The organism is Pseudomonas glycinis (genome assembly GCF_054871425.1).
The window spans coordinates 57064-71032 of the sequence record NZ_JBTYHF010000008.1 but is presented as its reverse complement, the minus strand read 5'-3'; the positions used below and the strand labels follow the sequence as shown (position 1 = coordinate 71032).

The 13969-nt window shown below is 61.2% G+C and carries 10 protein-coding genes; 2 read left to right on the top strand and 8 right to left on the bottom strand.

Annotated features, from left to right (window positions below):
- Nucleotides 1–20 precede the first annotated feature (20 nt).
- The 4 genes from ACYSTU_RS19375 to ACYSTU_RS19360 all read right to left on the bottom strand — a co-directional run bounded on the left by ACYSTU_RS19375 (nt 21) and on the right by ACYSTU_RS19360 (nt 5778).
- Nucleotides 21–1970, bottom strand: coding sequence for an acetyl/propionyl/methylcrotonyl-CoA carboxylase subunit alpha (locus tag ACYSTU_RS19375; RefSeq protein ID WP_217878509.1), 1950 nt, complete (start codon nt 1968–1970; stop codon nt 21–23).
- Complete coding sequence (locus ACYSTU_RS19370) at nt 1970–2782, bottom strand: gamma-carboxygeranoyl-CoA hydratase (protein WP_016775313.1); 813 nt, start codon at nt 2780–2782, stop codon at nt 1970–1972. Before ACYSTU_RS19370 ends, ACYSTU_RS19375 begins: the two co-directional genes overlap by 1 nt.
- 120 nt (nt 2783–2902) lie before the next feature.
- On the bottom strand, nt 2903–4507 hold the full coding sequence (locus ACYSTU_RS19365) for a carboxyl transferase domain-containing protein (RefSeq protein WP_499000993.1): 1605 nt from the start codon (nt 4505–4507) through the stop codon (nt 2903–2905).
- Nucleotides 4508–4614: 107 nt separating this feature from the next.
- A complete protein-coding gene (locus ACYSTU_RS19360) occupies nt 4615–5778 on the bottom strand; it encodes an isovaleryl-CoA dehydrogenase (protein WP_016775311.1) in 1164 nt (387 codons plus the stop codon).
- A 300-nt stretch (nt 5779–6078) separates the two neighbouring features.
- Between ACYSTU_RS19360 and ACYSTU_RS19355 the strand changes: the two genes are divergently transcribed.
- Nucleotides 6079–7776, top strand: a complete 1698-nt coding sequence (locus ACYSTU_RS19355) for an AMP-binding protein (protein ID WP_499000989.1) — start codon at nt 6079–6081, stop codon at nt 7774–7776.
- Nucleotides 7777–8433: 657 nt separating this feature from the next.
- Here ACYSTU_RS19355 and ACYSTU_RS19350 read toward each other — a convergent pair.
- From ACYSTU_RS19350 to ACYSTU_RS19340, 3 genes are all read right to left on the bottom strand, one after another.
- The gene (locus ACYSTU_RS19350; RefSeq protein ID WP_041477111.1) at nt 8434–9333 is read right to left on the bottom strand and encodes a hydroxymethylglutaryl-CoA lyase; all 900 of its coding nucleotides are present in this window, start codon (nt 9331–9333) and stop codon (nt 8434–8436) included.
- 145 nt (nt 9334–9478) lie between these two features.
- Nucleotides 9479–9877: a MerR family transcriptional regulator gene (locus tag ACYSTU_RS19345; protein WP_016775309.1), complete on the bottom strand. Its 399-nt coding sequence runs from the start codon at nt 9875–9877 to the stop codon at nt 9479–9481.
- Between the two features lie 205 nt (nt 9878–10082).
- Nucleotides 10083–11012 carry a LysR family transcriptional regulator gene (locus ACYSTU_RS19340; protein ID WP_136493755.1) on the bottom strand — a complete coding sequence of 310 codons (930 nt, stop codon included), beginning with the start codon at nt 11010–11012 and terminating at the stop codon, nt 10083–10085.
- 171 nt (nt 11013–11183) lie between these two features.
- Between ACYSTU_RS19340 and ACYSTU_RS19335 the strand changes: the two genes are divergently transcribed.
- Nucleotides 11184–12413 carry an acyl-CoA dehydrogenase gene (locus ACYSTU_RS19335; RefSeq protein ID WP_016775307.1) on the top strand — a complete coding sequence of 410 codons (1230 nt, stop codon included), beginning with the start codon at nt 11184–11186 and terminating at the stop codon, nt 12411–12413.
- Nucleotides 12414–12489: 76 nt separating this feature from the next.
- Here ACYSTU_RS19335 and ACYSTU_RS19330 read toward each other — a convergent pair whose 3' ends face one another.
- Nucleotides 12490–13824, bottom strand: coding sequence for a substrate-binding domain-containing protein (locus ACYSTU_RS19330; RefSeq protein ID WP_499000984.1), 1335 nt, complete (start codon nt 13822–13824; stop codon nt 12490–12492).
- Nucleotides 13825–13969 lie beyond the last annotated feature (145 nt).

The following is a 13969-nucleotide window of genomic DNA, read 5'->3' as shown; positions in this document are numbered from 1 at the left end:
CGAGGGTCGATCCTTTTATTTCATCCCTCTTCCAGTTCAACCAAAGCGCTGCCTTCGCTGACCATATCGCCTTCCTGGCAATACAGCGCTTTGATCACACCGGCGTGCGGCGCGCGGATGCTGTGTTCCATCTTCATGGCTTCCAGCACCACCAGTTGCGCCCCGGCCTCAACCGACTGTCCCGTTTCGACCAGCACGCGCACGATACTGCCGTTCATTGGCGCGGTCAGACCGCCCTGATGGCTGTGGCTGGCTTCAACGGCACTGATCGGATCGAACGCTTCGATGCGCCGCAACTCGCCGTCCCATTCCAGATACAACGCGCCACCTTGACGAATCGCCCGCAATGTGCGGCGCACGCCGTCATGCTCGATGGTCAGCGCCTCGCCCAGCAGTTTTGCATGGGCCGCAGTTCTCAAGGTCAACGCGCGATCCTGTCCCTCGCAGCTCAAGTGCAAGGTGATTTGCGCCGGCAAACCTGCGCGCAAACCACTGCTGCAAGACCAGGGGGAGGCGGGATCATCCGCCCGCGCATGCTTCGGCAGACTCTGCGCAAACGCCTGCGCCGCCGCTTGCCAGAACTCATCGCTCAACGCGCCCGGCGCTGGCAGCAATTGCTCCTGATAGCGCGGAATGAACCCGGTATCCAGCTCTGCCGCCGCAAACGCCGGCTGCGCGATGATCCGGCGCAGGAAATTGATGTTGGTCTTCAGCCCGCCAATCGCAAACTCGTCGAGCATGCTCAACAAACGCAAGCGCGCCTGTTCGCGATCTTCACCCCAGGCAATCAGTTTGCCGAGCATCGGATCGTAGAAGGGCGAGATCTCGTCACCTTCCTCAACGCCGCTGTCTACCCGCCGCCCCGGTCCCTGTGCCGATTCGCGGTACAAGTCCAGACGCCCAGTGGCCGGCAGGAAATCATTCGCCGGATCTTCGGCATACAAGCGCACTTCGATCGCGTGACCATTGAGTGGCACCTGCGCTTGGGTGATCGGCAGCGCTTCCCCACGGGCGACGCGAATCTGCCAGGCGACCAGATCCAGCCCGGTGATTGCTTCGGTCACAGGGTGCTCGACTTGCAGCCGCGTGTTCATCTCCATGAAGAAAAACTCGCCGCGCGCATCCAGCAAAAACTCCACGGTGCCGGCGCCGACATAACCGATCGCCTGCGCCGAACGCACAGCCGCTTCGCCCATTGCCCGGCGCAACTCGGGCGTCAGACCCGGCGCCGGGGCCTCTTCGACGACTTTCTGGTGCCGACGCTGGATCGAGCAATCGCGCTCGTTGAGATACAGGCAGTTGCCGTGCTGATCGGCGAACACCTGAATCTCCACATGACGTGGCTTGAGCAAATACTTTTCCACCAACATCCGCGAGTCGCCAAACGACGATTGCGCTTCGCGCTGCGCCGAGGCGAGGGCTTCAGCGAGTTGGCTGACATCCTCGACCACTTTCATGCCTTTGCCGCCACCACCCGCAGTGGCCTTGAGCAGCACCGGATAACCGATGCGTTCGCAGGCTTCGCGGAAGGTGTCGAGGTCCTGCGCTTCGCCGTGATAGCCCGGAACCAGTGGCACGCCGGCCTTTTCCATCAGCGCCTTAGCGGCGGATTTGCTGCCCATCGCATCGATGGCCGAGGCGGGCGGGCCGAGGAAGATCAGCCCGGCGGCTTCGATGGCGCGGGCGAATCCAGCATTTTCCGATAGAAAACCGTAGCCGGGATGAATCGCCTGGGCACCGCTGGCCTTGGCGGCGGCGATCAATTTATCGATTTGCAGATAACTCTCGGCAGCCTTGCTGCCGCCCAGATCCACGCGGATATCGGCCTCACGGCTGTGCCGCGCATCGCGGTCGGTGGCGCTGTGCACGGCGACGGTGGTCAGGCCCAGAGCCTTGGCGGTGCGCATCACGCGGCAGGCGATTTCGCCGCGGTTGGCCACCAGCAGGGTGGTAATCACAGGTGCGCTCATCAACGCGACTCCTTGGTGGATGCGGCTTGCCAGTTCGGTGGGCGTTTTTGCAGGAAGGCACGCAAGCCTTCCTGGCCTTCAGGGCTGACGCGAATCCGCGCGATGGCATTTTCGGTGTAGCGGCGCAGGGCCGGGGTCAGCGCGCCGTTGCCGACTTCGCGCAGCAAGTCCTTGCTGGCGCGCATGGCGGCGGGGCTGTTGAGCAACAGGTTGTCGATCCACTGTTCGACCTGTTGCTCCAGTTCCGCCGCAGGATAGCTTTCGGCGAGCAAGCCGATCTCCCGCGCCCGCTGTCCGCTGAAGCGCTCGGCCGTCAGCGCGTAACGCCGTGCCGCACGCTCACCGATCGCTTGCACCACGAACGGGCTGATTACCGCTGGCGCCAGACCGATGCGCACTTCCGACAGGCAGAACTGCGCGTCATCGGCGCCGATCGCCATGTCACAGCAACTGATCAAGCCCAGCGCGCCACCAAACGCCGCGCCCTGAACCACAGCCAGCGTGGGGATTTTCAGCTTGGCGAGGTTGTACATCAGCTCGGCCAGCTCGCGGGCGTCGTCGAGGTTGGTGTGGTAATCGAGTTCCGCTGATTGCTGCATCCACGCCAAGTCAGCGCCGGCACTGAAGTGCTTGCCGCGCCCGCGCAGCAGCAGGAAACGCAGGCTCGAATCGCTGGCGACCTTGTCGAGGGCGAGGATCAGTTCGCGGATCATCTCGGCGTTGAAGGCGTTGTTTTTCTCGGCGCGGTTGAGCCACAGCGTCGCGAAACCGCGTGGATCGTTTTGCAGTTCGAGGGTATTGAAGTCGTTCATATTCATCCGTCTCCACGGTTCTTGTGGGAGCGAGCCTGCTCGCGAAAGCGGGGTATCAGTCGATCTATCCGCTGCCTGACAGAGCGCATTCGCGAGCAGGCTCGCTCCCACAAAAAAACATCACATCCGGAACACGCCGAAGCGGCTCGGTTCGATTGGCGCGTTCAGCGACGCGGACAAGGCCAGGGCCAGTACGTCGCGGGTCTGCGCCGGATCGATGACGCCGTCGTCCCACAGCCGCGCGCTGGAGTAGTAGGGGTGACCCTGTTCTTCGTACTGATCGAGAATCGGCTGCTTGATCTCGGTCTCCTGCTCGGCGCTGAACGCCTGACCGCTGCGTTCGGCTTGTTCGCGTTTGACCTGCACCAGAACGCCTGCGGCCTGTTCGGCGCCCATCACGCCAATCCGCGCGTTCGGCCACATCCACAAGAAACGCGGATCGTAAGCGCGACCGCACATGCCGTAGTTGCCGGCACCGAAGCTGCCGCCGATGATCACGGTGAATTTCGGCACTTTGGCGCAGGCCACCGCGGTCACCAGTTTGGCGCCGTGCTTGGCGATGCCGCCGGCTTCGTACTTCTGGCCGACCATGAAACCGGTGATGTTCTGCAGAAACAGCAGCGGGATGCCGCGCTGGCAGGCCAGTTCGATGAAGTGCGCGCCTTTCTGCGCGGCTTCGGCGAAGAGGATGCCGTTGTTTGCCAGAATCGCGATCGGGTAGCCGTGCAAATGCGCGAAACCGCAGACCAGCGTGGTGCCGAACAGCGCTTTGAATTCATCGAACACCGAACCGTCGACCAGCCGCGCGATCACTTCGCGCACATCGAATGGCTGCTTGGCGTCAGCCGGAACCACGCCGTACAGCTCGTCGCTGGGGTACAGCGGCGCAATCGGCGTGCGCTGCTGCACCTCGCCGAGCTTGCGCCAGTTGAGGTTGGCGACGCTGCGGCGGGCGAGGGCGAGGGCGTGTTCATCGTTCTCGGCGTAATGGTCGGCCACGCCGGAGGTCCTGCAGTGCACATCGGCGCCGCCCAGATCTTCGGCGCTGACCACTTCACCGGTCGCGGCTTTCACCAGCGGCGGGCCGGCGAGGAAAATCGTCGCCTGGTTGCGCACCATGATCGCTTCGTCCGCCATCGCCGGCACATACGCGCCGCCGGCGGTGCACGAGCCCATGACCACGGCGATCTGCGGGATGCCCATGGCGCTCATGTTGGCCTGATTGAAAAAGATCCGCCCGAAGTGCTCGCGATCCGGAAACACTTCGTCCTGACGCGGCAGGTTGGCACCACCGGAATCCACCAGATAAATGCACGGCAGGCGATTCTGCTGGGCGATGGTCTGCGCGCGCAGGTGTTTTTTCACGGTGAGCGGGTAATACGAGCCACCTTTCACCGTCGCATCGTTGGCGACGATCATGCATTCAACGCCTTCAACGCGACCGATGCCGGCGATCACCCCGGCAGCCGGCACGTCTTCGCCGTAAACCGCATGGGCGGCAAGTTGGCTGATTTCGAGAAACGGCGAGCCGGGGTCTAGCAAGCGATTGATGCGCTCGCGCGGCAGCAATTTGCCCCGCGAGGTGTGGCGTTCCTGAGCTTTGACACCGCCGCCCTGCGCGACTTGAGCGAGCAGGGTGTGCAGCGCGTCAACCTGTTTGAGCATCGCCGCATTGTTGGCGGCGAACTCCGCTGAACGCGGGTTGAGCTGAGTGTGCAGAATCATGGGGCTTACTCCGTAAGCAGCTTCTAGCTACAAGCGGCAAGCTGCAAGTTGGGGCGAGAGCGTGGTTCTCTTGCAGCGTGTAGCTTGCGGCTTGCAGCTGACGAGATTCATTTCGTCTCGTTGAACAGTTCGCGGCCAATCAGCATGCGGCGGATCTCGCTGGTGCCGGCGCCGATTTCGTAGAGCTTGGCGTCGCGCAGCAGGCGGCCGGCGGGGAATTCGTTGATGTAGCCGTTGCCGCCGAGAATCTGGATCGCGTCGAGGGCCATTTGCGTGGCGCGTTCGGCGGTGTAGAGGATCACCCCGGCAGCGTCCTTGCGGGTGGTTTCGCCGCGCTCGCAGGCCTGGGCCACCGCGTACAGATAGGCGCGGCTGGCATTGAGCTGGGTGTACATGTCGGCGACTTTGCCCTGGATCAGCTGGAATTCGCCGATGCTCTGGCCGAACTGCTTGCGGTCGTGGATGTACGGCACGATCAGGTCCATGCACGACTGCATGATTCCGGTCGGGCCGCCGGAGAGCACCACGCGTTCGTAATCGAGGCCGCTCATCAGCACTTTCACGCCACCGTTGAGCACACCGAGGATGTTCTCTTCCGGTACTTCGACGTCATCGAAAAACAGCTCGCAGGTGTTGGAGCCACGCATGCCGAGCTTGTCGAACTTGTTGCTGCGGCTGAAGCCTTTCCAGTCACGCTCGACGATGAACGCGGTGATGCCGTGGGGGCCTTTTTCCAGGTCGGTCTTGGCGTAGATCACGTAGGTATTGGCGTCCGGACCGTTGGTGATCCAGGTTTTGCTGCCGTTGAGGACGAAGCGGTCGCCGCGTTTGTCGGCGCGCAGTTTCATCGAGACCACGTCGGAACCGGCGTTGGGCTCGCTCATCGCCAGGGCGCCGACGTGCTCGCCGCTGATCAGCTTCGGCAGGTATTTGCTTTTCTGTTCGTGGTTGCCGTTGCGGTTGATCTGGTTGACGCAAAGGTTGGAGTGCGCGCCATAGGACAACGCCACCGACGCCGAGCCACGGCTGATCTCTTCCATCGCCACTACGTGCGCCAGATAACCCAGACCCGCGCCGCCGTACTCCTCCGGCACGGTGATGCCGAGCAGGCCCATGTCACCGAATTTGCGCCACATGTCGGCGGGGAACAGGTTGTCGTGGTCGATCTGCGCGGCACGCGGGGCGATCTGATCGGCGACGAAGGACTGCACCTGATCGCGCAGCATGTCGATGGTTTCACCGAGGGCGAAATTCAGGGATGGATAGCTCATGTGGCACCTTTTGGCTTTTTTATCGGGTGGAGCGCACGACGAATCGGCGTTCAGCTTTACGTTAACGTAAAGCTTCCAGAGATCGACTGTCAATCGGCTTTACGTAAGCGTCAACTTGGGCGAGAGTAAGGGCAGTTCAGGATCAGATATCGGTTTGTTTCTGGTGGGAGCGAGCCTGCTCGCGAAAGCGCTGTATCAGTCGCCCTAAAGGGTGAATGACGCAGCGTATTCGCGAGCAGGCTCGCTCCCACAGGGATTCAAAACCGGGAAAACCCACTAATAAAGACAATAGGGGTCATCATGGATCAACCCAGTGCAAACCCGCAGCGCAGCTACACCCGTGGCTCTCAGGACCAAGCCCTGCTGGCGATGACCATCGGTCAGCGCTTCGATCAGACTGTCGCACAACATCCGGACGGCGAGGCTTTGGTGGTGCGCCATCAACAGTTGCGTTACTCCTGGCGGCAACTGGCCGACGCGGTGGATGAGCAGGCCAGGGCCTTGCTCGCACTGGGCTTGCAGACCGGCGATCGCCTCGGCATCTGGGCGCCGAATTGCGCGCAGTGGTGCATCACCCAATTCGCCACGGCGAAGATCGGCGTAATCCTGGTCAACATCAATCCCGCCTACCGCAGCACCGAACTCGAGTACGTGCTCAAGCAATCCGGCTGCCAGTGGCTGGTCTGCGCCGGAGCGTTCAAAACCTCGAATTACCACGCAATGCTCCAGAGCCTGGCGCCAGAATTGGCCGAGCACCCCATCGGTCACCTGCGCAGCGAACGCCTGCCGGAGCTGCGCGGCGTGATCAGCCTCGATGCCAATCCGCCGCCCGGTTTTCTGCCGTGGTTGCAGCTCAGCGATCTGGCCGCCAGCGTCTCGTCCGCACAGCTGCGCGAACGCAGCACCAGCCTGCATTTCGATCAACCGGTGAACATCCAGTACACCTCCGGCACTACCGGTTTCCCCAAGGGCGCGACCCTCAGTCACTACAACATTCTCAACAACGGCTACATGGTCGGCGAAAGCCTCGGCCTGACGGCGGCCGATCGTCTGGTAATTCCGGTGCCGCTCTATCACTGCTTCGGCATGGTCATGGGCAACCTCGGTTGCGTCACTCATGGCAGCACGATGATTTACCCCAATGACGCGTTCGATCCGGCGCTGACCCTGCAAGCGGTGGCCGAGGAAAAAGCCACGGCGCTGTACGGTGTGCCGACCATGTTCATCGCCATGCTCGATCAGCCGCAGCGGCAGACCTTCGACCTGTCGACCCTGCGCACCGGGATCATGGCCGGCGCCACCTGTCCGATCGAGGTCATGCGCCGGGTCATCAACGAAATGCACATGAGCGAAGTGCAGATCGCCTATGGCATGACCGAAACCAGCCCGGTGTCGCTGCAGACCGGGCCTGCTGATGAGCTGGAATTGCGCGTCACCACGGTCGGGCGCACCCAGCCGCAACTGGAAAGCAAGATCATCGACACCGCCGGCAACCTCGTGCCGCGCGGCACCATTGGCGAATTGTGCACGCGCGGTTACAGCGTGATGCTCGGTTACTGGAACAACCCGCAGGCCACCGCCGAAGCCATCGATGAGGCCGGCTGGATGCACACCGGCGACCTGGCGAGCATGAACGAGGAGGGTTACGTCAACATCGCCGGGCGTAACAAGGACATGATCATTCGTGGCGGCGAGAACGTTTACCCCCGTGAGCTGGAGGAGTTCTTCTTCACCCATCCGGCGGTGGCCGACGTGCAGGTGATCGGCATTCCCTGCTCACGCTACGGTGAGGAAATCGTTGCCTGGATCAAATTCCACCCCGGCCACAGCGCCTCGGAGCTGGAGCTGCAAACCTGGTGCAAGGAACGCATCGCCCATTTCAAGACACCGCGTTACTTCAAATTCGTCGACGCGTTTCCGATGACGGTGACGGGCAAGATCCAGAAATTCAGGATGCGCGAGATCAGTATCGAGGAGCTGAAAACAATCGAGGGATAATCACAAAACTTCTGTGGGTGCGAGCCTGCTCGCGAATGTGGTGTGTCATTCAGCGCAAATGTGTCTGGCACACCGTTTTCGCGAGCAGGCTCGCTCCCACAGGGATGCAGTGATAGAGAGACGAATCACAGAAAGCACAAAGGGGAGCCGAGGCTCCCCTTTAATTTGTCGTTGCGTGCTCTTTTTATTATTGAGGGTCGGTCTGTTGTTGTTTTTGGCAACCGTGGCCCTGTACAGCTTTTTGGCGACCCCCATCCGGGGTCAAGAGCAAACGTATTTTTTTGAGCGCTGATCTGCTTTCTCGTTTAACGATCCAACCGATTCGGGAGCTACCTGAAGGTAGTTTTATTGTTCTCTGCCCGGTTGCGGGTCACTCCTGAGAGCACCCTGAAAAGCACACCTTCTCCAAAAAAATCTGTTAGCTGCGTCTCTGCCGTGTTGTTCTTGTTATGTCAGAGTCGTTTCGTCTTGTTTTTATTGGTTTGCGGCTTTTTATTCTTGTTATGCGATAGAGATAGCAGGTGTCGTGCCAACTTTTAAAAACCCTCTTGAATCAACTACTTATGATTTCGAGGCTTTTTCAGCTTGGGGCAAAGCCAGACAATTTGTTTCCGTGTTACTCGCTTTTGCCCACATCACTGACGCAGCGGTAACACCTCACTGCGCGCTGCGCGCCTTGGCCACTCGCGAACCGCTCGGGCGGCCGAGCACTGCGCTGATCTGCTGGCCCGCGGCAATCAAGGCGTCCAGGTCGATACCGGTCTCGATGCCCAGGCCATTGAGCAGGTACACCACGTCTTCGGTGGCAACGTTACCGCTCGCGCCTTTGGCGTACGGGCAGCCGCCGAGGCCGGCGATAGAGCTGTCGAACACCGCAATGCCTTCGAGCAGGCTGGCGTAGATGTTGGCCATGGCCTGGCCATAGGTGTCGTGGAAATGCCCGGCGAGTCTGTCCCGTGGCACCTGCGCCGAAACCACCTCGAACAGGCGCCGGGTCGCGCCGGCCGTGCCGGTGCCTATGGTGTCGCCCAGCGACACTTCGTAGCAGCCCATCGCGTACAGCTCGCGCGCGACCATCGCCACTTGCTCCGGCGCAACCGTGCCTTCATACGGGCAGCCCAGCACACAGGAAACGTAACCGCGCACGGTAACGCCGTGTTGTTTGGCGGCCTCCATGATCGGCGCAAACCGCGCCAGGCTTTCGCTGATCGAGCAATTGATGTTGCGCTGCGAGAACGCCTCGGAGGCGGCGGCGAACACCGCGACTTCCTTGACCCCGGCGGCGAGCGCGTCTTCAAAACCGCGCAGGTTCGGCGCCAGTGCGCCGTAGGTCACGCCGGGTTTGCGCTGAATCTGCGCGAACACTTCGGCGGAGCCGGCCATCTGCGGCACCCATTTCGGCGAGACGAAACTGCCGACTTCGATGTAGCCGAGCCCGGCGGCGCTCAGGGCATCGACCAGTTGCACTTTGTCAGCGACGCTGATCGGCTGGGCTTCGTTCTGCAGGCCATCGCGCGGGCCGACTTCGATCAGGCGTACTTGGGAGGGGAGGGACATGGGTGGGACCTGCCTGTTTTTTGAGTTCACGAAGAACCCTGTGGGAGCGAGCCTGCTCGCGAAAGCGTAGGGTCAGTGACAGATATTTTGAATGTCAGACCGTATTCGCGAGCAAGCTCGCTCCCACAGGGGAAGTGGTGAATCTTTAGATCGCCTGCTGGCTCTTGAGCGTCTGCTCCAGCGCCTGGACACAGCGCTCTTCGGCAGTGTCCAGCTCGAGCTTCATCTGTTCGATATCCAGCAACTGCTGTTCGAGCTGTTCGCGGCGTTCGCTGATTTTCGCCAGCATGCTGTTGAGCTGTTTGGTGTTACCGCCGGACGGGTCGTAGAGTTCGATCAGCTCGCGGCATTCGGCCAGGGAAAAACCGATGCGCTTGCCGCGCAGGATCAGCTTCAGGGTGACCTTGTCGCGCGGCGAATAGATACGTTCCTGACCACGACGCTCGGGGCTGAGCAGGCCTTGCTCTTCATAAAAACGGATCGCCCGGGTGGTAATGTCCAGCTCGCGGGCGAGGTCGGAAATGCTATAGGTCTGACTGCTCATGAAAGCGCTCGGAAAAGGGGCATGGCGCTAAGCTAATCGGTGGTTTACGTTTACGTCAAGAAGGATGGTTGTGGTTGTCTGTACAGGCCCCTTCGCGAGCAAGCTCGCTCCCACAGTGGATGTGTGTGAACACAGGATTTGTGTTCGACAGAAAACCCTGTGGGAGCGAGCTTGCTCGCGAAGAACGGTGACACGGTGTCGTGTCTTAAACCTTCTCCAGCTTCTTCTCCTGCGCCGTCACCTGCTGGCACAACTCGATCATCTGCTCGCGCATCCAGCGGTTGGCCGGGTCCTGGTCGGTGCTTTCGTGCCAGTACAAATGCGTTTCCACCGACGGCACATCATTCACCGGCAAATTGAACGACTGCAAATCATGGCGGCGGGCGAAGCGTTCCGGCACGGTCATGACCATGTCGGTCTGCTGCATCACTTGCGAGGCCATCAGATAGTGCTGCGAGCGCAGGGCGATCTTGCGCTGGATGCCCATTTTGCCCAGCGCCAGATCGACATAACCCAGACCGCTGCGGCGGCTGGAAATATGGATGTGAGTCAGCGACAGGTAGTCATCGAGGCTGAGTTTTTCCTTGCTCGCCATTGGGTGGCCCTTGCGCATGGCGCAGACGTAACGGTCGTCCATCAGCTTGACGTGGCGCACCTGCGGGTCGGTGTTGAGCGGCGCATCCACGGCGAAATCCAGACGCCCGGCCGCGAGTTCCTTGGTGGTTTCCCGGCGCTTGGACAGAAAGCTTTCGATGATCACCGTCGGCGCCAGGCGGCGCAGGCGCTGGAACAGTGGCGGCAGAATGATTGCTTCCGTCAGGTCGGTCATGCTGATGCGGTAGGTCTTGACCGCCTGCGCCGGGTTGAAGATGCGACTTTCCTGCACCGATACGCGCAGCAGCGACAGGGCGTTGCGCACCGGGCCGATGATGTTCTGCGCCATCGGCGTGGGCACCATGCCCTGAGCGGTACGCACGAAGAGCGGGTCGTTGAAAGTTTCGCGCAACCGCGCCAGCGCGTTGGACACCGCCGGCTGGGTGATCCCGACAATCTGCCCGGCGCGGGTCAGGTTGGCTTCGGTGTAGATCGCGTCGAAGACGATGAAAAGGTTCAGGTCGACCTTGCTCAGATTCATAACGCGGCTTCTCTTGTTATTAAGTGCAAGTGTTTTGGGGCTGACGATCAGCGGATCATATATTGGTGATGAATGTTTATACACGCCGAGAATAGGCTAGGTAAATGATCAGCGCTGTTCTAGCATCGATTGCATGACTTGAACAACCTCTGCCCGAGAAGGTAACTACCCATGGATTTCGCTTATTCGCCCAAGGTTCAGGAACTGCGTGAGCGCGTGACTGCGTTCATGGACACTTACGTCTACCCGGCCGAAGCGGTGTTCGAACGCCAGGTCGCCGAGGGCGATCGCTGGCAGCCGACCGCGATCATGGAAGAGCTCAAGGCCAAGGCCAAGGCTGAAGGGCTGTGGAATTTGTTTCTGCCTGAGTCCGAGCTGGGCGCCGGCCTGAGCAACCTCGAATATGCGCCATTGGCGGAAATCATGGGCCGTTCCCTGCTGGGGCCGGAGCCGTTCAACTGCTCGGCGCCGGACACCGGCAACATGGAAGTATTGGTGCGCTACGCCAACGAAGAACAGAAACAGCGCTGGCTCGAGCCGCTGCTGCGCGGCGAGATCCGTTCGGCGTTCGCCATGACCGAGCCTGACGTGGCGTCTTCCGACGCGACCAACATGGCCGCCCGAGCTGTGCGTGACGGCGATCAGTGGGTAATCAACGGCAAGAAATGGTGGACTTCCGGCGCTTGCGATCCGCGCTGCAAGATTCTGATCTTCATGGGCCTGAGCAACCCCGACGCGCCGCGTCACGCCCAGCACTCGATGATCCTCGTGCCGGTCGATACCCCCGGGGTGAAAATCGTCCGGCCGCTGCCGGTGTTCGGTTACGACGACGCACCGCACGGTCACGCCGAAGTGCTGTTCGATAACGTGCGGGTGCCGTACGAAAACGTCCTGCTCGGTGAAGGACGCGGCTTCGAAATCGCCCAGGGTCGCCTTGGCCCAGGGCGGATTCACCACTGCATGCGTTCGATCGGCATGGCCGAACGTGCGCTGGAACTGATGTGCAAACGCTCGGTGAGCCGCACCGCATTCGGCAAACCGCTGGCGCGTCTGGGCGGCAACATCGACAAGATCGCCGACTCGCGGATGGAAATCGACATGGCGCGTCTGCTGACGTTGAAAGCGGCGTACATGATGGACACCGTCGGCAACAAAGTGGCGAAAAGCGAGATTGCGCAGATCAAAGTCGTCGCGCCGAACGTGGCCTTGCGGGTGATCGACCGGGCGATTCAGATGCACGGCGGGGCCGGGGTGTCGAACGATTTTCCGCTGGCCTATATGTATGCGATGCAGCGCACCCTGCGTCTGGCCGACGGCCCGGACGAAGTGCACCGCGCGGCGATTGGCAAGTTCGAGATCGGCAAGTATGTGCCGAAGGAGATGTTGCGCAGCGGTCAGTAAAACCGCGTCGCCTCATTCGCATTCCCCCCAGTCTGATCGTTCCCACGCTCTGCGTGGGAACGATCAGGCGTCAGGATCAATACACCCAAACCTCAACCCGCCGATTCTTGATCCGCCCCTCATCCGCACTGTTGGTCGCCACCGGCATCAGCGCACCAAAGCCGCGTACTTCGCGCATGACCACACCGTTCCTGACCAGCTCGCGCCGCACCGCCATCGCTCGCAGCTTCGACAGCAGATCGGCCCGCGCCGGGTCATCCTTCAAATCACCAAACCCCACCAGCGTCACCGCCCGCTCGGTCTTGCCATTGCGCTTTATATAGTCGAGCACCCGCGCCAGATCCTGCCGCGCCTTGTTGTCCAGACTGGCGCTGCCCTCGGCAAAACGAAAATTCACTGTCAGACGCTGAGCATGCCGGCTGAGGGATTGGTAACCCTCGGGCATCAGCGCATTCGGCGTCACGCTCATGGCTTGTACGGTCTGGCTGATAAAACCGCTAGTCGCGACGATCGCCTGTCCCTGTGGACTTTGCGCGAACGTTGCCAACGCCTGCGCCCAAGGATTGCGGCTGTCCGGCGGCAGATAAAAGAACAAGCGCCGCGACAGCGGATAATCTTCGGTGGCGATCAGACTGTTCAGCGGCAACATCGCTTGCGAGGCGCCGTCGGCAATCGCCACGGCTTTGGCCTGACGCACGTAAGGCAAGCCGATGAAGCCGATACCTTGCGGATCGGCGCTGACCGCGTCGGACAACTGCTCGCTGGATTCGAAACGCTTCGCCGCGCTGCTGAGACTTTTCCCAAGCCGGCTCAGGACCAGTTCCTTGAACGTGTCGTACGTCCCGGACTGATCATCCCGCGCATATAAATGAATGGCGCCGCCACGGCTACCGAGTTCTTCCCAGGTTTTCACTTCGCCGGCAAAAACCCGCGCCAGTTGCTCGGTGTTCAAATGCTCAAGCGGGTTGGCCGGGTTGAGGATGATCGCCAGGCCGTCGATGGCAATGACTTGCTCGGCTGCCGGTCTCTTCAGATCGCCGAGGGTTTGCAGGGCGAGCAGCTCGCTGTCCTTGATCTCGCGGGAAGAGGCGGCCAGATCGGCGCTGGCGTTTTTCAACGCAGCGAAACCGGTGCTGGAACCGTGAGCGGCGACTTCGATGATCACGCGTTGCCCTTGTGCGGTCTGGCCGACGATGCGTTGTTCGTTGGCGGTGTCCGGGGTTTCGCGGTGGATTTTCAGCAGGCCTTGTTCCTGCAACAGGCCTTCGACCAGCGCCGGGCCAAGTTCGGCGCCGATGGTGTTGGAGCCCTGAATGCGCAATGCCGGGCCGTTTTCGGGGATCGGCAGGGCGGCGGCGGACACCGACAGCCAGCCACTCAACAGGAAAACGCAGAGAACACGCAGGGTCATGCCGGCACCGAATCAAGCCAAGGGGATTGCCGGGGAGATTAAGTCAGGCGCGTGACCGAAATATGACAGGGGACTGCCTGTGGGAGCGAGCCTGCTCGCGAAGGCGGCGCGTCAGTCGAAAAATTCGTCGGCGATCCACCGCATT

Bases quoted from the DNA above. Each gene is read 5' to 3' on its own strand.
- ACYSTU_RS19370 (WP_016775313.1), bottom strand. From the start codon at position 2,782: ATGAACGACTTCAATACCCTCGAACTGCAAAACGATCCACGCGGTTTC.
- ACYSTU_RS19375 (WP_217878509.1), bottom strand. From the start codon at position 1,970: ATGAGCGCACCTGTGATTACCACCCTGCTGGTGGCCAACCGCGGCGAA.
- ACYSTU_RS19360 (WP_016775311.1), bottom strand. From the start codon at position 5,778: ATGAGCTATCCATCCCTGAATTTCGCCCTCGGTGAAACCATCGACATG.
- ACYSTU_RS19340 (WP_136493755.1), bottom strand. From the start codon at position 11,012: ATGAATCTGAGCAAGGTCGACCTGAACCTTTTCATCGTCTTCGACGCG.
- ACYSTU_RS19345 (WP_016775309.1), bottom strand. From the start codon at position 9,877: ATGAGCAGTCAGACCTATAGCATTTCCGACCTCGCCCGCGAGCTGGAC.
- ACYSTU_RS19355 (WP_499000989.1), top strand. From the start codon at position 6,079: ATGGATCAACCCAGTGCAAACCCGCAGCGCAGCTACACCCGTGGCTCT.
- ACYSTU_RS19350 (WP_041477111.1), bottom strand. From the start codon at position 9,333: ATGTCCCTCCCCTCCCAAGTACGCCTGATCGAAGTCGGCCCGCGCGAT.
- ACYSTU_RS19365 (WP_499000993.1), bottom strand. From the start codon at position 4,507: ATGATTCTGCACACTCAGCTCAACCCGCGTTCAGCGGAGTTCGCCGCC.
- ACYSTU_RS19330 (WP_499000984.1), bottom strand. From the start codon at position 13,824: ATGACCCTGCGTGTTCTCTGCGTTTTCCTGTTGAGTGGCTGGCTGTCG.
- ACYSTU_RS19335 (WP_016775307.1), top strand. From the start codon at position 11,184: ATGGATTTCGCTTATTCGCCCAAGGTTCAGGAACTGCGTGAGCGCGTG.